Annotated in this window: 22 protein-coding genes; 7 read left to right on the forward strand and 15 right to left on the reverse strand. The window is 57.0% G+C overall.

Translation table 11 applies throughout. The features are described from left to right. Window positions 1-83: 83 nt before the first annotated feature. Window positions 84-353, forward strand: a complete 270-nt coding sequence (locus tag AC4HNJ_RS10935; RefSeq protein WP_490479596.1) for a hypothetical protein — start codon at window positions 84-86, stop codon at window positions 351-353. A gap of 284 nt (window positions 354-637) precedes the next feature. On the opposite strand, the gene AC4HNJ_RS10940 is transcribed toward AC4HNJ_RS10935, so the two are convergent. Next, window positions 638-1,693, reverse strand: a complete 1,056-nt coding sequence (locus AC4HNJ_RS10940) for a hypothetical protein (RefSeq protein ID WP_490479597.1) — start codon at window positions 1,691-1,693, stop codon at window positions 638-640. 722 nt (window positions 1,694-2,415) lie between these two features. Between AC4HNJ_RS10940 and AC4HNJ_RS10945 the strand changes: the two genes are divergently transcribed. Together AC4HNJ_RS10945 and AC4HNJ_RS10950 are read left to right on the forward strand one after the other, a co-directional pair. Continuing rightward, window positions 2,416-2,700, forward strand: coding sequence for a DUF2845 domain-containing protein (locus tag AC4HNJ_RS10945; protein ID WP_490479598.1), 285 nt, complete (start codon window positions 2,416-2,418; stop codon window positions 2,698-2,700). Between the two features lie 319 nt (window positions 2,701-3,019). Beyond that, a complete protein-coding gene (locus tag AC4HNJ_RS10950; protein WP_490479599.1) occupies window positions 3,020-3,490 on the forward strand; it encodes a hypothetical protein in 471 nt (156 codons plus the stop codon). A 740-nt stretch (window positions 3,491-4,230) separates the two neighbouring features. Here the strand turns inward: AC4HNJ_RS10950 and AC4HNJ_RS10955 are convergent. The 7 genes from AC4HNJ_RS10955 to AC4HNJ_RS10985 form a co-directional block, all read right to left on the reverse strand. Continuing rightward, the gene (locus AC4HNJ_RS10955; RefSeq protein WP_490479600.1) at window positions 4,231-5,322 is read right to left on the reverse strand and encodes a hypothetical protein; all 1,092 of its coding nucleotides are present in this window, start codon (window positions 5,320-5,322) and stop codon (window positions 4,231-4,233) included. Between the two features lie 183 nt (window positions 5,323-5,505). Then, a complete protein-coding gene (gene arsB / locus AC4HNJ_RS10960; protein ID WP_490479601.1) occupies window positions 5,506-6,606 on the reverse strand; it encodes an ACR3 family arsenite efflux transporter in 1,101 nt (366 codons plus the stop codon). After that, a complete protein-coding gene (locus tag AC4HNJ_RS10965; protein ID WP_490479602.1) occupies window positions 6,596-7,102 on the reverse strand; it encodes an arsenate reductase ArsC in 507 nt (168 codons plus the stop codon). Before AC4HNJ_RS10965 ends, arsB begins: the two co-directional genes overlap by 11 nt. A 2-nt stretch (window positions 7,103-7,104) precedes the next feature. Next, the gene (locus AC4HNJ_RS10970; protein ID WP_490479603.1) at window positions 7,105-7,575 is read right to left on the reverse strand and encodes an ArsI/CadI family heavy metal resistance metalloenzyme; all 471 of its coding nucleotides are present in this window, start codon (window positions 7,573-7,575) and stop codon (window positions 7,105-7,107) included. Then, on the reverse strand, window positions 7,572-7,913 hold the full coding sequence (locus AC4HNJ_RS10975) for an ArsR/SmtB family transcription factor (protein WP_490479604.1): 342 nt from the start codon (window positions 7,911-7,913) through the stop codon (window positions 7,572-7,574). Before AC4HNJ_RS10975 ends, AC4HNJ_RS10970 begins: the two co-directional genes overlap by 4 nt. A 234-nt stretch (window positions 7,914-8,147) precedes the next feature. Then, window positions 8,148-8,366 (reverse strand): hypothetical protein, encoded by a 219-nt coding sequence (locus tag AC4HNJ_RS10980; protein ID WP_490479605.1) that lies wholly within the window; start codon window positions 8,364-8,366, stop codon window positions 8,148-8,150. A 117-nt stretch (window positions 8,367-8,483) separates the two neighbouring features. Further along, window positions 8,484-9,626 carry an acyltransferase family protein gene (locus AC4HNJ_RS10985; RefSeq protein WP_490479606.1) on the reverse strand — a complete coding sequence of 381 codons (1,143 nt, stop codon included), beginning with the start codon at window positions 9,624-9,626 and terminating at the stop codon, window positions 8,484-8,486. A 389-nt stretch (window positions 9,627-10,015) separates the two neighbouring features. Between AC4HNJ_RS10985 and AC4HNJ_RS10990 the strand changes: the two genes are divergently transcribed. Then, window positions 10,016-10,168, forward strand: a complete 153-nt coding sequence (locus AC4HNJ_RS10990) for a hypothetical protein (RefSeq protein ID WP_490479607.1) — start codon at window positions 10,016-10,018, stop codon at window positions 10,166-10,168. 96 nt (window positions 10,169-10,264) lie between these two features. Continuing rightward, window positions 10,265-11,359 (forward strand): ATP-grasp domain-containing protein, encoded by a 1,095-nt coding sequence (locus tag AC4HNJ_RS10995; protein ID WP_490479608.1) that lies wholly within the window; start codon window positions 10,265-10,267, stop codon window positions 11,357-11,359. 304 nt (window positions 11,360-11,663) lie between these two features. On the opposite strand, the gene AC4HNJ_RS11000 is transcribed toward AC4HNJ_RS10995, so the two are convergent. The 5 genes from AC4HNJ_RS11000 to thpR all read right to left on the reverse strand — a co-directional run bounded on the left by AC4HNJ_RS11000 (window position 11,664) and on the right by thpR (window position 17,315). Then, window positions 11,664-12,839, reverse strand: coding sequence for an acyltransferase family protein (locus AC4HNJ_RS11000; protein ID WP_490479609.1), 1,176 nt, complete (start codon window positions 12,837-12,839; stop codon window positions 11,664-11,666). Between the two features lie 73 nt (window positions 12,840-12,912). Beyond that, a complete protein-coding gene (locus AC4HNJ_RS11005; protein WP_490479610.1) occupies window positions 12,913-13,971 on the reverse strand; it encodes a hypothetical protein in 1,059 nt (352 codons plus the stop codon). Between the two features lie 373 nt (window positions 13,972-14,344). After that, on the reverse strand, window positions 14,345-14,671 hold the full coding sequence (locus AC4HNJ_RS11010) for a hypothetical protein (protein WP_490479611.1): 327 nt from the start codon (window positions 14,669-14,671) through the stop codon (window positions 14,345-14,347). 497 nt (window positions 14,672-15,168) lie between these two features. Continuing rightward, the gene (locus AC4HNJ_RS11015) at window positions 15,169-16,212 is read right to left on the reverse strand and encodes a hypothetical protein (RefSeq protein ID WP_490479612.1); all 1,044 of its coding nucleotides are present in this window, start codon (window positions 16,210-16,212) and stop codon (window positions 15,169-15,171) included. Window positions 16,213-16,736: 524 nt separating this feature from the next. Beyond that, window positions 16,737-17,315 carry an RNA 2',3'-cyclic phosphodiesterase gene (thpR, locus tag AC4HNJ_RS11020; RefSeq protein WP_490479613.1) on the reverse strand — a complete coding sequence of 193 codons (579 nt, stop codon included), beginning with the start codon at window positions 17,313-17,315 and terminating at the stop codon, window positions 16,737-16,739. Between the two features lie 290 nt (window positions 17,316-17,605). Here thpR and AC4HNJ_RS11025 point away from each other — a divergent pair, with 290 nt between their 5' ends. Then, the gene (locus AC4HNJ_RS11025; protein ID WP_490479614.1) at window positions 17,606-18,865 is read left to right on the forward strand and encodes a hypothetical protein; all 1,260 of its coding nucleotides are present in this window, start codon (window positions 17,606-17,608) and stop codon (window positions 18,863-18,865) included. Between the two features lie 185 nt (window positions 18,866-19,050). Here AC4HNJ_RS11025 and AC4HNJ_RS11030 read toward each other — a convergent pair whose 3' ends face one another. Further along, entirely contained in the window at window positions 19,051-19,974 is a 924-nt protein-coding gene (locus tag AC4HNJ_RS11030) for a M14 family metallopeptidase (protein ID WP_490479615.1), read from the reverse strand. A 223-nt stretch (window positions 19,975-20,197) separates the two neighbouring features. After that, a complete protein-coding gene (locus tag AC4HNJ_RS11035; RefSeq protein ID WP_490479616.1) occupies window positions 20,198-20,770 on the reverse strand; it encodes a hypothetical protein in 573 nt (190 codons plus the stop codon). 272 nt (window positions 20,771-21,042) lie between these two features. Between AC4HNJ_RS11035 and AC4HNJ_RS11040 the strand changes: the two genes are divergently transcribed. Next, window positions 21,043-21,945 carry a hypothetical protein gene (locus tag AC4HNJ_RS11040; protein WP_490479617.1) on the forward strand — a complete coding sequence of 301 codons (903 nt, stop codon included), beginning with the start codon at window positions 21,043-21,045 and terminating at the stop codon, window positions 21,943-21,945. Window positions 21,946-21,967 lie beyond the last annotated feature (22 nt).

Genomic DNA, 21,967 nt, shown 5'->3' on the forward strand with positions numbered 1-21,967 from the left:
GAGGATCGGTTTCTCACCCCGACACGTCCGCCGCCCGTGCCCATACGCGGTGGCGGTTGGTCCATCGCGCAAAGGAGCGTCCGATGACGAATGACACCGCAGGAACCTGGCTAACCCTCAACGCCCAGTACACCATCGCGCCAGATACAGATCCCTTCAAACTGCTGGACGATGCGGGCCTGATCCTGGACAGCGCACGCGGTATTGCGCAAAGCCTGAGCGAACTCCTGGCCAGCGTGGAACAGGCCAGTCTCTCGGATGTCAGCAGTGCCATGCAAGGCGTCGCCATCCTGATTGAAATGGGACAGCGCAATAGCGAAGCAGCACAACGCGCCTTTGCCGACGGAAATTAATTCCTGCCTTTGATGGGGTCTTTATTGCCCGCCCCTTCCGACGGCACCTGTACGCTGCACGATGACGCGCCCCGCTCTGGCGCTGTTGCTTATCGCTCCACTGTCATGCTGCATGAGAAGACAAACCAGTGGTTTCCGCGATCGTTCCTGATGCATCCCTCCAACGCAAATCCCTCACAGCGCGCCATCCAGCTCTGTCCGCCTTGCACCGCGCCTACTGAAGAAAGCCGAGGGGTATTCCCCCCGGCCTCCACGCACACTTCTTCGAAACGAAAGCCGAGTGCTTAGTTGGACTCGGTAAATTGGATGTAAGGCGCCGAGCCACCCGACGTGGAGCAACTGCCCAGATTGAGATTGTTGCTTTCACCGGTGGAGCCATCATCCGCCACGCAGGTCGGCGCAGTCGTGGAACCATAGCTTGCCGCCACATTCACCGTAATCGACGAACCGCTATTGAATTCCGCCTCGGAACCACCCGCGTTGCCGACGACATTGAATTCCGACTGCTTCCAGATGCTGGCCAGGTAAACAACGCTATCCTTGCCGCTCACGCTATAGGCCTGGGTGCCATAGGTAAAGGTAATCGTATCGTTGCCACCCGACGTCGCCGTGCCGGACAACTTCAGGCTGCCGAGATCGGTTGCCGGTACATCCGGAGCCGACACGTAGTTGCTGTTCCGATAGCAATCGCCACCGCCATCGCTTCCCCATCCGCTCGGGCACCTGCGGCCACCATAGCCAATCAACCAATATTGCATGAATGCAGCGGCCTCGCCCTGTACTTCGTAATCCGGTGCATAGACGAACTGCTGCCATACCGTGCAGCCGGAGTGGCCACCGCACGCGGATGTCGTGGAAGTAAATTGCGAGTTGATCTGCAACGAATACTCATTCGAACCAAGGATGCCGCCGTCGCCATATGCCGGAACGCCCACACTCTGTTCCGAGGTCACACCGGTGACGGAGGGGAAGCTGCCCGTGGTCTGGGTGATCAGGTTGGATCCAGGTGCCTGCAGCACATAGTCATTGCCATTACCGGCGGTTTGCGACTGGCCCAGAGCGGCCTTATGCAGCACGGGATGAACATGCGGAGTGATCTGCTTGCAGGCCACCTGCTCCCAGATGATGCTGGGATACACGGCGTGGAAGCAGCCTTGCGACGGCGTGGCGACTTGCGCCATGTTCTCGCGCCATGCTTGGCGAGCCAGTGATTCGATGGGACCTACTTGCTGGTCCGTAGCCTGGCCGGAAAACACCGTAGGCGGTGCGGCGAAAGCAGCGGGCAAACAGGCAGCGCTCACGAGGCCGGCAAGAAAAACGCATTTCAGTCTAGCTTGCATGAATATCTCCCCATTTCGTAGTGGCAATCGATTAAATGACCCCGGACCATCCAAGGGCCATGACGTTTCCCAAAAACGACTTACGTAGATGCAAACAACACAACGAAGCTCCACAGCAACATGCTGCGACACACACTTATCGATGCAGGGCACAGTGGAAAAAATCTACACTGCACTTATCAAAAACGTTTAGCTGCGTCGCTTCCCTACCTACTAAAAATGCGTGATATATCACGCCATTTTTAAGCGACGCACGCTCCTCCCGCAGTGTCGTCATCACTGACGCAACTGATGCGAATGAAGCGGCAACAAACTTTTCGATCCCCGTGCTTGCTAAAAGCGCATGCTTATTGCATCTCCTTCAACAACGTACTGAGCACCACAAGTCTCCCCATGCTGGAATCGAATTGCTCGACCAACATCGCCGCAGCATGCGGGGCGAAATGTCTAAGAAGTGTGATACCAGGCCGGCAAGCAAAAACTTACGGCCGCGACGATAGCGCGCTGAGAAATAGGCCACATTTAAACCGTTCTAATACTTGAACCCCAAAGCCTCCACCCATTTCCCTAATCCACGCTAAAGAACCTTCAGCGGCCTAACTCGACCTTAATCTCTCGACGACGGCTTTTTGCGAGATTCCTTCCTATGGCAGATGCGCTTCGGCGACTGCCGTGTTCTGGAGCGTCAGCTGCCCTGTCCGAGCTGTGAAAAGGAGACTTTCATGCGTCGTTATGTTTGTTTTGCGTTGCTTTGCGTAAGCGTCGCTGCCCATGCCAGCGCCACCCTGCGCGTTGGTAGCCATGTACTGTCAATCGGCGACAGTGCGGCACGCGTCCAAGAGCTGCTAGGGCCTCCAGCCTTGCGTGTCTATCTGCATCGGCAGGACAGTCTTACCGACAAAGAAGTATCCAGGGCCGAGCAATGGCAATACATCCAGGATGGGCAAACCATCACCGTCATCATCAGGAATGGCAGAGCCACCGATTTCGATACGCAACGAAACTGATGCAAACCGAACGGCGAGCGAAGCAGTGAAACGCTCGCCGTTCGCATTTGCTCCATTCTATTTATAGCTACACCTCGAATAATCCATCCGCATTCCGAACGCATCCATGCATGCTGATCACACCTTGGCGGTTTCCGACCAGACGGTCGCTCGGCGGTGAAGTGTCCTGCCTCGAGAAACACGCATTCCCTAACGTGCCTGATCTAAACAGCTTGAAGAGCGTATAGGCAGTGTTAGCACTCCCCTTCTCCGGCTGCCGAGCAATCCATTCCGAAGCGCGATAGGCTCAATTCGTCGGATGACCAGAGGGGGAAACGACATGCTTGAGTTATTCAAAAACGGCACACCTGTCGAGGTTTGGCAATTCCTGGTACAGGAAGCTTACGAACGCACTGGGCGTCGTCTCGACGAATCAAGCGAGAGTTATCTGGTGTTCGTGCTGCTGCGTTACCAAAGCGACCCCCTGCTGCTATCGCAGGCACAGGGCGTAGCATGGCTCCAAGCGCTAGAACAGGTCGGTACATCACGCGCCAATGCCTTGCGTGACGTCGGCGATCGCTGCCTGCTGGTAGCCGGGTTATTCCCCGGCATCGCGGAACGACGTCACGTCAACGTGGATTACTTCATCTGTGTCGGACGCAATGCCTATCAAGGCGTCGCCGACGCGACACGGCAAGCCTATGCAACGCTCTATGCGCAGCTGGCAAAACGCTACCGCGAACTGGTCGATACGTTGAACGCCGTACGGATGCTCTCGAAAACTCCGTGTCTCTCGGGTCCACTGCACTGACAGGCATTCTCATCCACACATCAGCGGGGATTGGCCAGACGCCTGCAACGCGGTCAGGCACAGCACAGCCGATCGGCAACACCGGACCGACAAGCTGTGCTGTGTCTTGACGGCTTGCGTGCCGCCGTCGCCCTACCCATCGCTGCTTTCGTGTCCGCCTCTGTCCGGACAGCACGGACAAGCGTCCGCGGACACTCCCTACGATCCCCGGAAAAATCAAAAAATGGCTTGGGAATGCGGCTTTTCGCGCGCCCGAAGGCTTGGCACGCCGTTTGCCATCTCTATCTCGAAAGCCACACTCACTTGCCTGGGAGAACTACCATGAAATTCGAGACCCTGATGCTCAATAGCCTCTTCGCCGCCTGCCTGGTTGTTTGCGTATCGACCCTGAGCGCCATGCTGCTGTAAAGGCATAGTCATGCCAGAGGCATGAGCGATTTGCGCATCGTTGGCTCCCCACTCGTTTCCCATGCCTTCCCATCGTCCATGGAAAAGTCATGCACAAAATAGATGGCGCGGGCACCGCGCGGAGTGATAACGAATCGAACCCTGATCGGCTTGCTGCTCCAGATCCTATTGCTGTAGAACACGCTGCGACCCTTCGCGAATCCGCCAATACTCGGCACGCCAAATGTGCCGCTCCGACTACTCGCCACGCAGGATCTCCCATGGCGGGTGGCCAGGTTTTACAGCCGATACGAGACAAGCCGCAAAGGTACGAAGCCCTCCGTCGCATCGCATCAACTGCGCTGATCCGGCCGCCCTTTTTCCGCTTTGTCGAGACGGGACGTATTAATCCAGTTCACCTCCCACGTCTTTCCTCCATCAGCGGAAAAAGCCTGCTCTTCACTCGCCGGACCTGCCGCATCATTGGCAAAAATGAAACGACAGTCGATCGGCTTACCGTTCAATCGGTCATGGCTGTAAAACTCACCCACGCCATGCTTGAACGCGCCAAGCATCGGCACGCCCAGCTCTCCTGAGCCACGACTTGCAAAGTTGAGGCTCCATTGCCCGGTTTTCGGGTCGTAGAGACGCAGCGACAAAAATTGCAGATGGCCGGAAGGTCCCTGCGTATCGATCACGGCAAGATTGGCGCGTCCACCCCAGATTTTTTCTACCGCTACGCTACCATCCAGCGGCGACCATGTGTGCGATCCGGTCAAAGGCTTCCTGAGGCGCGCCATATGGATACGCCAGTCCCCGAACTGCCAGTCAAAATCGTGCTGTGCAGCGGGCTCAACATCCGTAAACACATGGGCATCTCGAACCGCGTCCGGCTTTGCCCTGGTCAGATTCGCAACGAAATTCGTTTCCCAGGTTTTGCCGCCATCGGCTGAGTAAGCCTGCTCAAAATGGTAAGACGTCGCTGTGCCGCCGGAATAAATATTCCGCACCAGGACAGCATGTCCATCGATGGTTTCCTTGTCGTAGAAAACACCTTTGCCCTGTTTGAATTCGCCGGTCATCGGCTTGCCGACCGTACCGTCGTTGCTGCCGGCCCAATACAAATTCCATTGATGCGTGCGTGCGTTGTAAAGCCGCAGCGTCAGCCCTTCAAAATGCCCGGTCGAACTATTGGCGCTGAGTTCCTCAAGGTTGCCGCCATCGTCCCAGATTTTGCGGGTTACGACGGTACCGTTCCATTCGGTCCATGTGGCAGATCCACTTAAAGGATGCTCCAGCCGCTTGATATGCGTGTTGAAGGTGCCTATGCCAAAATCGAAGTCATGCCCACCCTCCACGGACGTCGCTGAAACGACGCCGGCGCAGCCCACAAACATGGCGGCACTGCACATGCCATTCATCACGTATCGATTGATCGAAGCCATGGTTTTCTCCCAGACGCGCATAAGGCGATTAGGAGTAGAAACTAGGCTGAAAAGTGGTCGGCAAAAATAGCCACTCTAAGGCTATTTCATATAACCACTTTTATGTGATCCGGCAACCCGAAAGGGGCTTGATCAGTGGCCGGCCATGCACACGGATGCAAGGTGCTTGCGCATAGCACATGCTCACCCATCGCACTTGTCAGTAAGGCACTCTCCCGCTGGTGCCTCAAACCACGCTTTCGAATGCTGCACCAGTCGAACTACGGAAAGCATCACGGGCACCTCTACGAGTACACCCACCACCGTAGCAAGCGCGGCTCCGGAGCGAAGCCCGAACAGGCTGATGGCCGTGGCGACCGCCAGCTCAAAAAAATTGCTGGCCCCGATCAAGGCAGATGGACCGGCCACGCAATGCGGCACCTTTGCCCAGCGGCTGAGTCCGTAGGCAATGCCGGCGTTGAGATAAACCTGCACGATGATCGGCACAGCCAACAGCACGATGACCAGCGGCTGTGCCACGATCGCGTCGCCCTGGAATCCAAACAGCAATACCAGGGTTGCCAGCAATGCACCCATCGACCATGGATCAAGCCGATGCAAGGTGCGATCCAGCGCCTGCTGTCCGCCCCGGTGCAGCAACGCGCCGCGCCAAAGCTGCGCGAAGACTACCGGCACCACGATGTAGAGCAGCACCGACAACAACAACGTACCCCACGGCACGGTGATTGACGCCACGCCCAACAGCAGCGCCACCATCGGCGCAAACGCCAGCACCATGATCGAATCATTGAGCGCCACCTGCGCCAGCGTAAAGTTCGGCTCGCCGTCGCACAGCCGTGACCACACGAATACCATCGCCGTGCACGGTGCCGCTGCCAGCAGAATCAGGCCGGCGATATACGCATCGTGCTGATCCGCTGGCAACCACGCAGCAAACACATGCCGTACAAACAGCCAGCCCAGAAACGCCATCGAGAACGGTTTGATCGCCCAGTTCACCAACAGCGTGATGCCAATGCCGCGCATCTGACGTCGCACACCGGCCAGCTGCGCAAAATCCACCTTGAGCAGCATAGGCACGATCATCAACCACACCAGGCAGGCGACCGGCAGATTGATCTGCTGCACTTCCACGCCGGCCAACAGCTGAAATACCCCTGGAAAGCGATGTCCCAGCGCAATGCCCACGACAATGCACAGCGCCACCCATAACGTCAGGTAACGCGCAAACCATCCCATGCTCGACGGCAACGGTGCCGCGGCACGCACGGATTCAGTGCTCATGCTGCGCCTGCTCGCCGATCGCACCCAGCTCGTGCTGGATCGCCAGACGATCCAGCTTCTCAAGGGGAAGTTCCAGCAGCAGTTCGACGCGCTGACGCAGCATCGCCCAGGCAAGCTGGAACGCATGACGGCGCGCTTCGTCCGACCCATGCACCGCAGCAGGATCGGGCACGCCCCAGTGCGCGGTGACCGGCTGGCCCGGCCATACCGGACACATCTCACCCGCCGCGTTGTCGCAAACCGTCATGATGAAATCCATCTTCGGCGCGCCAGGCTGGCTGAATTCATCCCAGCTTTTACTGCGTAGAGGCTCGGTATAACCAAACTCCCGCGCCATCTCGGCAGCGATCGGTTGCACTTTTCCAGTCGGAAAACTCCCTGCGCTATACGCCTTGAACCGTCCCTTGCCCATGACGTTGAGCAAGGCTTCCGCAATCACGCTGCGCGCCGAATTACCCGTGCAAAGAAACAGTACGTTGTAAGGTTCAGTACGCATGGTCAGCAGCACGCTCCACCAGATTGCGGGCCGCAGGTATTGATGTGCGGCGAAGACGGCGCCGGGCCACAACAGCGTGCTGTCGAGGCCGTCGAAGCTGATGCATACGTCGTCGCCTCACCGAATGTATGGAAGGTTTCCCAACGTAGGCCCTGCGGATCTTCCGCCCAGAACTTATCCGACTGCGCATAGCAGCAAGTCGTGCCCTGTTCGGCCATGGCCACGGCATCGGCCGCCAGCAATCGCTCGCCGATGAGGCTCAATTCGGCATCGTCATCCGCCTGCATACCCAGATGATCTATGCCAGCTACGCGACCACGCTGCGAAATAGCAAAGTTCAGGCGCGGATCATCCAGCATCCACTTCGCATAATCGGCCTTCACTACACAGGGACCGGCACCAAACAACGTGGTGTAGAAACGGATACTGTCGTCGAGGCGCTCGACATTCACATGCACATGGAAGCGTTTCATCGTGTCCTCCGGGAAGGTTTGCAAGTAGAAGCTGGTGCGCAACCGCTGCCATGCGAACCGGCACAGCAGTTCTCGGTAAGAAAACCGAGCAAGGCATTCATCTGTGGATAGTTGGCGCGGCACTGGATCACCCGTCCGCGCCGCTCATCCAAGACCAGTTCCGCGCGACGCAAAATGTTCATGTGGTTGGTCAGCGTCGCGCCGGCCATGCCGGTCGCCTCCACCAATTCGCCCACCGCCATTCCTTCGTCCCCCGCCTGTACCAGCAGGCGATACAAAGTCAGGCGGCTCTCATGAGCCAGGGCGCTAAGGCAGTCGAGGGCGTCGTTCGATTCCATATTTCCATAATTATGGAAATATAAAAAGCAGTCAAGCCCGGCGCTTCTAAAACATGCTGCGAAAAGCCACCCTCTTACATCGTGACGCGATCCTTGTCGGCACCTGAGCCGGCACCTGCCTTGCGCACGCATGGCATGTCGACACCGGCAGACCTATGCGCTCCATCACTGTCCGCTCGTGTCCGGACAACGCGGACAACCGTCCGCGGACACCCTGGCCGTGCTGATGAGCCATCAGAAAATGGCTAAAAAGCAGGACTTTTCGAAGATCCGAACACTTGGCACACGGCTTGCTGCGTATAGCTCGAAAGCCTCATTCACCTGCTTAGGAGAACCATCATGAAATTCGAAACGTTGATGCTGAACAGCTTGTTCGCCGCCTGCTTGCTGGTTTGCGTTGCGACGCTCGGCGCGATGCTTAGCTAAATCATCGGACGATGAAGGACAACGCATGCGATGTGCCGCACACGTTATCGGTGGCCTGGCGTTAACCCTGACCCGCCTGCATGCCAAAACCAATGAAGTGTCCGTCACGTCTTTGTTGCTACTACAGGTCGATAAAAAGCTTTCTTAGGGCCTGTTTACACGATTGGCGTAGCTCGCCTTGCCGTACCGAAACCAGCACATGGCGAGCAAGCGCCTGCGCACCCATGCCGAGAGCGGTGCTTCGATGCAGCGGAATACCACCCACGCGCAGGCCACTGCGAGAACGGGGCGAACCACAAACAGCACGATGCCGGATGATGCATGAGCTATCGGCACACGAACGATCATGCGCTGCACGAGTTCGAAGACATAGACATGGACGAGATAAAGCGAGTACGAGATACCGCCCATCCCCACCAGCCATTTTGGCAATGCGATGTCGCCGTTCTTGGCTCGCAGTACGATGCCGACGAACAAAATGGCCAAGGGCGCGCCCCATCCCTGCGGACCAAAGAAATCCACCAGGCCCCATCGGTGCCATGCCGCAAGCATCACAGCGAGCAACGACCCGACAGCGACGTAAATCACAACGTTGCGCCGGATCACGACGTCAGCGCCATACAACCCACCCGCAAGCATGCCGAATACGAAATCCCACACGATGGGATTGATGGCGAGATTGGCATACCGCGACCACGTCACCAGCGACTGGGATGCCACACCCAGGTGATAACCGCCGCGTAAAAGCGGTATCGCAATCAAGCTCAAGGCAAACCATCCCGCCATTGCCGTGTAGCGGCGCCGACCGAACAGCATGCACGCGGCAAATACCAGATAGAAATACCACTCGAAACACAACGTCCAGGCCACGCCCACCGCCATGTGGAAATAGATAGGCGACGCCGCCGGATCATGGGGAATGAAAGCCAGCCCTTCCAGATAGGGAAGCAGCACCGGCACGTCGCGGAAACTATCGAAGCCATGATCCACTACTGCGCCCGCCAGCGTGACGACAGCGAACAGCGGCCAGATCCTGGCAAAGCGCTTGGCAAGAAATCCCCAGGCATACGCTTTGCTGCCGTCGAAGTCCCGGGTGGTCCATACCATCAGGAAGCCGCTGAGGATGAAGAACAGATCGACCCCCATGGCCATGGGAAACAACGCATGGTCCACCGCTGTGCCACCAAGGTGAATGCCCTGCAGCACGCTGCGGCTATGCACCAGCACCACCATCGACGCTGCGATGCCTCGCAGCGCCTGGAGCCATGCCAACTTGCGATCTCGCATACCCATCTGCCGTGAGTGCGCTCTGGCATGCTTTTGGTTATCGGCCGCCTTCAGAAGGCCGTTGCATTGCATGCGTCACTCAGCACTGGCTATGGATGGCATATAAATGCCCATGACTGCGCACGAAATAAATCGCGAGCATGCCGCAGCGTTCCGTGATGTTGATTTTGACGCTTCCTTGACAAACCGTACACCATCATCCTAGACGACATCGCTCGTCATAGGGAGATGATGCACGCACATGGATAGATCAAGCGAGCCCCGCAGCTTTGGCGCACCGCGCCAGCATCCCATCGAGCCTTCTCTTATCTGCAACTTTCCAAAGTTTCCCGCATAAGCGGGAAGCGCGATGACCGCTTGTCATCCATGCAATCGAGAGGTCCATTCTCATGCAGAACGAACATGTAGAGAACATTCGCCCATTTGCACGCGTGATGGCCACCGAAGTAGCGACAGAAGACACTGATGTGGTCGCGAAGAAAGGCACTTTTAATTCCCTTCCTTCAGGCGGCCTTCCCAACGATTGGCCGGATATGGCCTAAGCCATAGCATCTCGATGGGCAAAACTATCGCCGCATCACACGATCAAGCCGTCACAGTCCACCGTGACGGCTTTCTATGGACAGGCGGGGGATTCCATGGGCGCATCCGTACTTATTTTTTCCTTCTTTTACGATCCACATGCGTCCGCTGTTGCCTGGGCTTTGCAACGCAACGGCGTCGCGTACCGCCTCAATCCTTCTCTACGTATCGATGAAACCACGCGGCTTTCGCTGCGCATCGATGATGAGGTTGATGACATGCTCATCGATGACATGGATCCAAGTCACATACGCGCGATATGGCATCGGCGCCCGAAGCCACCTGAAGCAGGCCACTGCCTGGAGGCGGATCGCGCTTTTATCGAAGGCCAGTGGAAATACCTGCAGAAAAATATCTTTGATACGGCACATGCATTGCCGGACGCGTTATGGGTCAACCGACCACGCGCCGCGGACTTTGCCGAAAGCAAACTAGCCCAACTACGCGCTGCCCGTGCGTCTGGCCTGATGATCCCGGAAACCCTCATAAGCAATCATGCGCCGGATATCGCTGCACTTATCAAGCGCTGGGGAAAGATCGTCTTCAAGACGTTTTATCCGCAAAGCTGGCAAGACAACAGAAGGGGGGTTAGCCACCAGATGAGTGTTGTAGCGCTGGATGACACCTCGTCGCTTCCGGAACCATCCATTGCGATGAGCCCTGGCATCTACCAGCGCTACATCGACAAGAACTGCGACATTCGCGTCACCGTCATAGGGTGCCAAATCTTCGCCGTCAAAATGAAGAATAAGTCTGGCGAAGCCTACTTTGACTGGCGCTCGCATTCCAACGACGAAGATATGCAGGCCGAAACATTCGTGCCAAGTGCGTCACTGGAATTCAAGATCAGGAATATGATGCAACGTCTCGGCATCGTCTTTGGCTGCATTGATCTGGTGGTCGATCATCACGACGATATCTATTTCCTGGAGGTCAACCAGGCGGGACAGTTCCTGTTCGTGGAACAAATGAAACCAGAACTCCAAACGCTACGCGCCATGACCGCCATGCTCAGCGCAGGAAGTGTGGATTACAGCATCTCCGATTGCGTGGAGACCAGGCTGGCCGACTATATGGCGACCGACGAATACCGTGAAATCGGTAGCGTGCCACGCAATACCGGTCAACGTATTGCCGTGGAACCGGTTTAATCCCGCACGGTCTTGTCCAGCAGACCGCAGTGTTTTTCCGGTTGAAGTCGGGATCGGTGAGGTAATGGACCACCTCGAAATCCAATGAGCTAGTGCCGAAGCTTTTGAAGCGAGCGCGATCGGAACGAGTGTGACCGGCGGACTCTACCGTTTTTTTCACTAGCGGGTGTGGGCCATCCGCGCAAAAAGAAAGCACATTTTCAGGTGCGTTTCATGCCGTCACCCTACGCTAGCGCGTCTTTGCTTACACGCGCCGCACACAGACGAAAAACCTGCACGCACTCTTCAGCGAGAAAGCACCCACTCAGGGAAGTGCCTCGGCCATCTCAGGTGCCTTCGCATGCGGTTTCGCAAAGCGGCGACGCAGAAGGCGATTGAGTGGATCTCCGTAAAGCCGCGCAGTCATCCAGGCCAACGCAGCAGAAAGCGCCAGGAACACGGCAAACATCGGCAACTTCTCGCCGACTGTCATGGCCGCCCTAGGTAGCCTTTCCACCATGATGCCCAGTATGACGATATGGAAGAGATAGAGCTCGTAGCTATGCGCGCCTAGCCACGCCAGCGGCGCGTACAAGCGGCGAAGCATGCCATCCGCCGGCAGGCGGACGACGGCCACCAGATAGATGGCCGTAGCGATGCCCAAAAAACTCGCGCCCAGTGCTTCGTGACCACCGATGCCTTGCATATAGATAAAGCCACCGGCCATGCCGCTGAGTATCGCAATCGCCCACCTTGCTGACGTCCCCAGCGTTAGCGATCTCGCCAGGCACGCTGCGACGCACCCATAGGTCAGCATATCGACGCATGCGAGGTTGCCGTACATGAAAAGCAGTTCGTTATCCCGGTGGACGCCGCGATAGACAGGTGCGATCGCTATGCAAAAGCACGCCAGCACCACCCGCTGCCATCTTCCACGCACCACCACAAGTATCAGCGGGAATAACAAGTAAAACACTTCCTCGACAGATAGCGACCAATAGATATTCATCGCGTAATTGAAATAACCCACCGCCTCCATCAAGACGTTGTGCCAGAACGTCAGCACAGATAGATCCGCGATCAGGAAAAAACCGTTTCCGAGATGCACGCCGCGATGGATGTTGGAGAAGTGATCCAGCCCGGCAAGACCTAGCACGGTGATCACCAGCAAGGCCAGCAGCACCAACGGATAAAGCCTGAAGAATCGAAGCTTGTAGAAATGTGCCACATCTATGCCGGCCAATGATCCGTAACGATCGATGGCGTTGGAGGTGATCAGGAAGCCGGAAATCACGAAGAAAATATCGACGCCGTAGTTCCCGTTGTAAAAAATGGTACGCAACGTGGACATCGGCACCCAGTTCTGCAGCGGACTGATCTGCAGGTGATAGGCCAAGCTGAAATGAAGCAGCATCACCAGCAGAATGGAGATGCCACGCAGCATGTCTATATAAACATTGCGGCTTGCACGACCCTGTGACCGAACAACGCCTGCGCTCATCGACCGCTGATCCGTGAAATGACGCGGAAGCGTAGCATCATCCCGTCACGCCACGGCGCAACGGAAATCATACTTATCTCGCTAGATGAAGCCCTTTCATGATCGAGGCAAGGCGCGTCACAAACATGCTGCCCTGCGTCTGCGGCGTCGCCGGCGTGGCGTATTGGAACTTCCGGTTAGGGAGGGAATGGACTTCATGCCCGGCATCGTCAGGATTGAATCCCCTACCCGCGCCGAGATGCTGATTGAATTTGCCGCTCGACTTGAACATGTAGCGATAGGCACCGGTAAGCGAGAGCTGATTCGCTGCCTGCGTGAAATCGAGCTTGGGTTGGGCAGTGTGGTGAACGCCGCCCGAATAATTTTGGCCAGGCACATGCTGAATCTGCATCATCGCATCGCGATAGAACGCTCTGGCTGGATGCGCGACGTCGCCCGCCACGCGTGCGCGTTGTGTGCCATTCGGTTCTGTATCCTGCGCGTTCTGCCGGCTGCCGAAGGTCGGGCTGAAAGATACATAGTTATGCTGCTCAGCCGACCCGTGCATGCGCGGGTTATCAATAGCGATCGCTAAGCCTTCGTCATAAGCCTGTTGGGCATTCGCCGGATTGCGTTGCCGGATGGATTCACCCGAGGCAATGTGATCGTTATTGGCTGCCCATACACCATGGGCTTTGGGCAGCACGGGAAAATGGCTATGGCCGATGGTGACGGGCGTCGTGTACGTACCCACATCCAACGGTTGGAGCGGCGAGTGAGCGCTAGTGCGATCCGCGCGCCGTCGATCGATCAGTTCGCCCCGGGCAAAACGCGCTTTCATGCTGTCGTTTTCACCCTTCCAGATGCCCACACCCATGTTCCACGAGTTGTTCTTCAGCGCCCGGCCGAGATTGTTGGGCTGGGTCTTGTCGAACTCGTAGAAATTGCCGCCATGGTAGGCGTAGTTCCTGCCCGTGGAGGGATCCGTCACCTTATTGCTGGGGGTTCGCTTGCCCGCGTTCTTCCAGGCGGCGAAATCCTGCAAATTCATGGTGACGTAGCGCCCCTTGTTCTGGTACGCCGCGAAGTAACTGTCTCTTTGATATTGATGGACCTTGCCGCGTCCATCCATGCGAATACTGACTTCCGGCATCTCGACTTCCCCCTGTGGCAGCCGCCTGGCAGATCGTCACATACCCATCTTGGCCCAGGCCCCCTGCGCGGCCTGAAGACACCCTCGAAAACCTGAGAACCCCTGCCCACCTCATGCCCCACCACAGGGATTTCCGCATCAAAACCAGCCTTGCTGGAGGTGGTCTTGACCACGCGCCCTGACCCACCCGACACATGTTCAGCGATGGTAGACCTGCGCTTGCGCCGCCGCAACAAAAGCGTGCTTGCTTACGCGCCAGGCGCAACCCTGCCGGGCACGGGCTGCAGTCTATGTCGCGCGTCCTTATCCCAGGTGCGACACACCGGCCTCCACGGGGTGTGTCGCGGGCAAGGATCATGCGTACGCGAACGACCTAGCCGAGACCTTCGGCCTTCAGCAGCTCATCGTTCTGCTGACGAAGTACATACAACGCGGCATGCAGCCCTTCTACCTGGGTGGCGTTCAACGGCCACTGATTCGCACCCGGTGGAGCGCCAAGTGTTTTCGCCCGATAGAAAGCCTCGCTGTTGCTCAGCAACTTTTGGATGACATGCATCGCCAACGCTGCTTCAGCGATCTTCGTAAGGCGTGCGTAACGCTCCGCGCGTGCCGGATCCATATGGCCTCGTTTTGGCGCGGGGCCAAGCGGCGTGAAGGGTTTTGGCAGGCGAGCGCGTGCCGTATGATCCGTGATAGCCACGATCAACTCCTTGTCAGTTGGTTTTGGTTAGCGGATCGCCTGGGTTGCAGCCCATGCGGTCCGCGCTTTCACTGCATTACTGCAATGGTCATCCACACCGCCCGGTCAAGCGACAGCATGGGTGACAAGCTGAGGGTAGCGAAATGCGGATGGGTGTGTCTGTAGGGGATCGCTGATTTTTTTGATGCAAGCTGTAGCCGCCCATCCCCTGATGCGCTATCTCACACGCTCGGTTATTCACGTCCCCTTTCCGACTTTGGGGCACTGAACAAAGATCGATAGCAGCCATCCATGTCGATTTGCGCCGAAAGGCGCGAAGCGTTTTCTCCACGGAATCGGCACCGGTATCGGTATCGGCACGACGAACGTGCCGTACCAAGCCATGAAATGGATCAGCTACCGGCTGATCGACCACGCGCATGACGCCCAACTTTTCATGCCCGTCTTTTCGTCTTCAGGTTATGGAGAAAGGGCAACGCCGCATTTGGCAACAGATCCTAATTGGATTCTGTAAAAATAATTTGAGGAGGGCCTCCCGTGCTGACGCACTTACCAAGTTTCAAATTATTGCCATAATTACCAATAAGGTCACTTGTTCTCACGCATATGGGCTCCTCTGGTGATCTGTCACTATAAGTAGCCTGGAGTTTTACGCTGGCCGATACACCTGGCGAAAAAAGCTTCGTCTTGGACTCTTGACCAAAAACATTGAATTCGGCGCCATCCCATATTTTTGAAAGGCCCACCACGCTGTCGGGGCTTGTTACCGCATAGCTTTGCTTTCCATAACTCACCATCACCTCGTCGACACTGCTATTGACCGAGGCTTGCAGGGTAACGCCCTTGAGATCCTTAAGGGCGATTCCTCCTGGCACTGTTGTTTTATTATCACTGAACTTAAAACATAGATTGGCAATAGCGTCCGTCACCCATTTATCTGGACAACCCTTTCCATCCGTATTGTAATTCAAAAGAACATACTGAATATAAACACCAAAAGAGGGTATTTCAAAATAAGGAATCGATTCACTATCGTTGTTATAATTAAAGGTAACACCAACCCTGCAACCGGCATGACCATTGCACGCATCAGAAGGCGAGGCCGGCAATGTCCTTATTTGCAATGAATACAGATCGCCTGCCCCACTGCCGGAAGAATATGCATCCGTAAAGCTGTCAAACGATCCTGTGGCAGATACCAGTTGCAAGCCTTGCTGAGGAACCTTCAACGCATAGTCGGTGTATGAGCCTTCCAGAAACCTGGAGATGCTGGCCGATGACGCCCGCGTCAATGAACCGGGCGATGCCGATTGCCCGGTTTGACACGGTACGCGCTTCCAGGCCGTTTGTGGATATTTTGCGTGAAAGCAACCTAATTCATGCAAATGGCTACGCAACATGGTTTCCTGCCATGTTGTAAGCGCCATGGCGTTAGCGCCTGATGGTTCATGGCGAGCCTTGCCTGGCGTACTCCAAGCCAGGAAAAAACAGAAGGCTGCCGTCAAGCCAGCCAGCCACCACCAAGCATGTCTCATTTTCATACCGCAATGTCCTTTGCCATGAGCCAACATCAAATGTGAGTATCAGGCGTTATAAAAACGAGCCGATACATGATCAAGCATCAAGCACGGCCGAACAGAACAACGGCATATCCCCAAGATGCTGCGTCATAAAGCGGGCTCGCCTGTTTAGAACCCTTGGGATAGCCGCCCAATAGGCACGAAAGCGTTATCAGTCCACGATCAGGTTTCGCTCCAAAAGCTATCTGTTATGGGAAGCGACCGCGTTTGCTTCACAAGACAGAACTTTTGGATAAAGAGACAAATGTCACCGCACCTGCATGGAACACGCGGCCTTCCCATGCCCCTGGCAAATGAAACCTGTGCATGTGTACGGCTGCGGCTTGGCTTTGCTCGCTGAGAAAACTGGGCTCGAAAGCATTCACTTCGAGCCACCGCTATATAAGCCGTGCTGCGGCCAGTGACACGAAACACATCGCGCGGAGACGAGAGGCCCGGCTTGTGTAGCACGGGTCATGCAACGTGCGTGCAGCATGACGTCCAGATCATGCGAGCCGTTTGCTAGCCAATCGAATATGCCGGGTTTTGCCGAGCAGACTATGCACAAGCAGCACCTCCTCCACCGGCCACGCAACAGGCTTGATCGCCTCAAACGGCAGGGTGGCCTTGCCGTAAGCCATGGTCATATGCGGCACATAGGAGCCATGCGTCCATTGTCCAAGACCATGGGCCCGCAAATGGACGGCCAATTGCTTTTGCAGGGCGTGAAGCGCTTCGTTGCCGTCACTGGCAGCAAGCACGAGCGGGCTTTTGGCGCGGCGGTTGCCAAAGCTGCCGATCTGATTGAAATGAACCGTGAAAGCGTGCGCCTGGAGCCGTGCGAGCGCATCGGTGGCGTGCGCGACGAGATCGGCGGGCAGGCCCGCGTAATCACCCAGATGAAACAAGGTGACGTGGAGGCGGCTGGCCTCGACGGCACCACGCGCCAACCCATGCTCGCCGAGGTAATGGCTCGCAAGCGTGGCAAGCTGCGCGGCGTGATGGGCGTTGGGAAAGATGGCGAGGAAGAGACGGTCGGTGGCGGTTGCCGGTTCCAGGCCGGGCAGTAGCCCTTGGTTGGACATGGGGTAGCCCCTTGCGGGTGCGGGTTATCTAACAACCAGTACTTTACGACAGACGGGGCTTTCTTCCAGCGTTTTAGTGCGTGCATGGCGTCCATACAGGGCTACAGCTATCGCTAGGCCAACACGCCGCCCTGCATCCATGCGGACCCACGATTCGCAGACAAAGCGAGTGAAAACGCATCAGCATGAGGGGTCGCTCACCCTGGGCAGATCGATCGAATGGGGAATGGAGCTTTATCTATGGTGCGTAGTGTGGTTCGCTGGGCATGGTCACACGATAGGCTTGAGCGATGCCACGGATAGCGTTATCCCGTTCCGATGCGACGGTGGGTGAATTACTGGCTCGGGGCTTGCGTTACCCGTTGCGCGGAGCCGCGCTGGTCACCTGTACCGTGCTGGTGCTTGTCTACCTGTGTGGCGCGCTGGCGAACGTCTTGAGCATTGCCGCCAGCATCATCTACTGGACGCTTGCGTGGCGCTACGCCGCTACCTGCCTGATCCACGCAGCCAATGGCTACGCCGATCCGCCGGATGTCGGGGTTGAAGAACGCACCTCGACCGGTATCCAGTTGACGGTGTTGCACTCCTTAGTGGTGTTGGCCTGCGTGGCCATCATCGTGTGGCATATCCACTGGCTGTGGCTGCTCGTTGCGCTTTTCGCCATTCTGCTGCCGGCGATCGACATGTCGCTTGCTTTCGATGGCGATCTCAACGTGGCGTTCCATCCTGCGCATTGGTGGCGAACCGCATCCCGCTTCGGTGCCTTGTATATCCTGCCTGCAGGCGTAAACCTGCTGATCCTGCTGGTCATCCTCTGCATGGGCGTCATCATCAGGCCGTTATTGCCGGCGCTGTTGGGTCGTCTTCTCTATGGGTTTACCTGCGTCTACTTGATTATTTTTGACTTCCAGCTGATGGGCGCACTCATCCACCAGCGGCATGAAACGTTTGGCATGGAACCGGAGGCGGCACGTCTCGCTAGCAAAAGTGGCCAGGATGCGGATGCGCTACTGCTTGAGCGCGTGGAATCCATTCGCGCAAACGATCCGCGCGCCGCCCTCGATCTGCTGGTCGATCGTCTGCGCGAACGCGTGGCGCCGGCGACCGTGCATCGTTGCTATCGAGACCTGTTGCGCCAATCCGGCATGAAGGAGGCGTTGCTTGAACACGGCCAGATCTGGACGGCCGCCTTGGTAGCCAATCATGAAATGCCGCGCGCGCTGAGCCTGGTCCAGGAATGCGTGGAATTAGACCCCGCTTTCCTGCCGGATGATCCCGCCACGACCGGCCCCCTGGCAGAACAGGCAGCGCGCATGGGCATGAAGCATCTGGCCATTCATTTGTCGCGCGGATACCTGCAGCAATGGCCACGGGCACCAGAATCACCACGCTACGGCTTGCTGGCAGCCCAACTCATCGCCAGCCAACCGGATCGGCGCGCGGAAGCCATGACGTTGCTCGATGCACTCATCGCGCTCTGGCCGCATCATCCCTTGCAGGCGGAGATGGAAACCTTATTCGATCAGCTCAAAATGCCGATGGGCGAATAAGCGTGCGGAAAACTAGGCCGGATTCCGCCATCATGAGCACTGCACGATTCACGGTGATGGATCGAAGCGTCCGCTATTGAAGCGGGACCGTTGCAGGTTCGCTGAGGGCGACGTCAGGCTGGGCGGTAAGCGAATCCAATCCTGCTTTTCTGCCTTCTCCCACGCAAAAACGCACACTCTTTTTCTTAGGCATGCGCCAGCGCGTAATCCATCGCCGCACGCATTGCCGCAACCTGTGCCTGGATGCACTGCTCCGGATTGGCACGTGGGCTGTCGGGATACACCTCGGTGGTGGTCGTGTAACGCGCGCCGGTGATGCTGGCGCACAAGCCCAGCGGTTTTAGCGCGTACTCGATCACGCCGGGCGCCACTATTGGCGAGCCGATGATCTCGCCCTTTGCATCGGCCGGAGCGATATGCGTTATCTGCGACACCGCTGCCAACACCGCTTGCTGGAACGCGGGCTGCGGGTTTTCGGCGTCATCGACCAGATAGAAGCCATCCGGGATTTCACCGGGCTCAAACACTTTGCCATCGCGAGCGGCGAGTGCGCGGCGAAATTCGGTTTCATCGCTGTCGGTGGTTTCGTGCAGGTCGATATGCATCAGGAAACGACCATGCAACGGTGCAACCAACCGCATCAGCGCCGCCGACTCGCCTGCCGGGCTATTTTCGCGAAACGAGCGGTTCGGGTCGGTCGCATCGGGATTCCAGCGCTGGATGCGCTCGTAGGCCCATGGGCTGATGCACGGCGCGATCAATAGGTTGGCGCGCCCGGCATAGTCGGTCGCATGCTGTTCGGCAAAACGAAGCGCGCCGTGCACGCCACTCGTTTCGTAGCCATGCACTCCGCCAGTAACGAGCATCACAGGACGATCATCCCGCCAATCTCGGGTACGAACGGCGAACAGCGGGAAACTACCCTGGGCATAATCCAGCCGGCCGTATTCCGACACATCGAAACGGGAACGAAGCCGATCTATCACGCTGAGTACATCGGTTTCATAGCTGCGCTGGCGAACCTGCCGCGAGAGCCATGCATCTTTTTCCGCTTTACCCCAAGGCTGGCCCGCATTACCGATGGGATAAGCCGCATGGATATTGTTCATACCTTTATCTCGCTCTCTCGAAATTTGCCGCAAAAACCATCGCGCCCGGCGTCCCAAGGATTCCCGGATTGCCTCTAAATCCGTCCCGGCGAAAGCCGGGGCGACGCCTTATCCGGGACATTCCCAAGAACAAAGCAATCGCACATATTCCCGAAGAAGAAGGGCCGCATGCTCTTTCTATACGGAAATGCGCGCTGCCCTTTGCTCCACCTTCCACGCCACCTCAGCCATTTCCTTTGTAAAGCAGAAAATTACCCTGCCGCTGCTTTTTCGGCTCATTGACGGCGGACGTGGCCAATTGCTTTGCCATGTCTTCCACCATGGCGTCGGACGTCGTGAAATGGGTTTTCGAATCTTCCTGATAGGTATAAGTCGCCAATGCCTGCCCGTTGGATGTGCTCAGGACACGCACTGAGATATCTACGCGATTCGAGCGAAGCGACACGTGCCCGGTGCGGTGATAATCCTGGACCTCGCCATTGATGACATAGCGGTAGCCTTTTGCCTTGGCATAAGCGACCGCCGCATCGTCATCAAGCGGTGCTTTCGGCCCCACCGGTCTTGGCAGCGAAACGGCGTGCAGGCCAGGTTTTTGCGAAAGGACGCGGACAAAGATGGAACCCACTTTCAAGCCGGAGCCGTCGCAATCCGCCTGATTCGCGATATCGCAGTCCTGGAACATCACCACGCCAACCGTGGCTCCGTGAGGAAGGCGATGTCTTACCGTGATGGATGATGGGTTGGCGGCGCACCCCGCCAACAGCATCATCGTTGCCAACAGGGCGCGTGTACGCATGGTCATCGCCGACTCTCTCCAAGCCTTGAAGCTGCCATCGCTACGAAGCGAAAAAGGATACCAAACGGCAAACAAAAGAAGTCAGGGTGCACTTTTCGCAAAAAGTAACGCTGTGCTTTTATGACACCGCATGATGGCAACGGTCACCGGCAGCCAGACAGGGAGCCGGCCATGCCCCGATCGAGCTACCGCACGCACAGGACTGCGAGCCAATGAGCTTGTATGCTTGGTTCGCACGGCGCGGGGGCGCCGCTCACCAAGGAAGTGACATCATGGCAACACGATCCAGGGGGTTGTCAGCCGGCTTCGGCTGGCTGAATCGCGGCATCCGCGTAGGTTTTAACCATCCGAAACCACTCTTCGGTGGGGCGTTTTTTGTAATGCTGGCGGCTTTGGCACCATCGCTCATCTCGCTGCCCATGCAATTTTATGTACTGCACTCGGGCATATACCCCAATCCGATGCTCTTCGGTTGCATCGGGGTGATATCCATGTTGCTCGGCCTGCTTGTTTTGCCGATCTACGCAGGCTATCTGCAAGTGGTGGACGCGGCAGAACAAGGACTTCCCGCACGCGCGGGCGATGTCATCCGGCCTTATCGGGAGGGTAAAGCACTGCGACTGATCGGTTATGGCGTGCTGATGTTGGTGATCTATATCGCGCTATTCGCCGTGATCTTCGCCATGACAGGGGGCAGCATCTTCCACTGGTATGCACTGGCGCTCACTGCGCACGCCAATCACCTGCCGCCGCCAGCAGCCTTGCCCGACGGTTTCTGGAAGGTGATGTTGTTAGCCATACTGTTCGGCATTTTCCTGATGGGCTTTTATTCCATCGGCCTTGGCCAGGTGACGCTTCGCGACCGCAGCGTATTCGGCGCCATCGGCGATGGTGTCAGCGGCGCGCTGAAAAACGTGTTGCCGCTGATCATGCTTGCCATAGGCCTTGTGCTTATCTGGATTGCTGTGGGCCTTTGCTTTGGGATCGCCGCCCTGGTGATCGCCTTGATCAGCAAACTGTTCGGAGCGTGGCTGATGCTTGTGCTGTTCATTCCGCTCTATATCGCTTTAATGCTTATCGCCTTCTCGGCGATGTTCGGGGTGATGTATCACCTATGGCGTGATGTGTGTGGTGAGGACATCGTGACGGGACCGGCGGAAGCCGTCGCCTTTTGATGGGATAACAGAGTGTCAAGGG

The sequence above is a fragment of the Dyella sp. SYSU CM1112 genome (genome assembly GCF_058216415.1).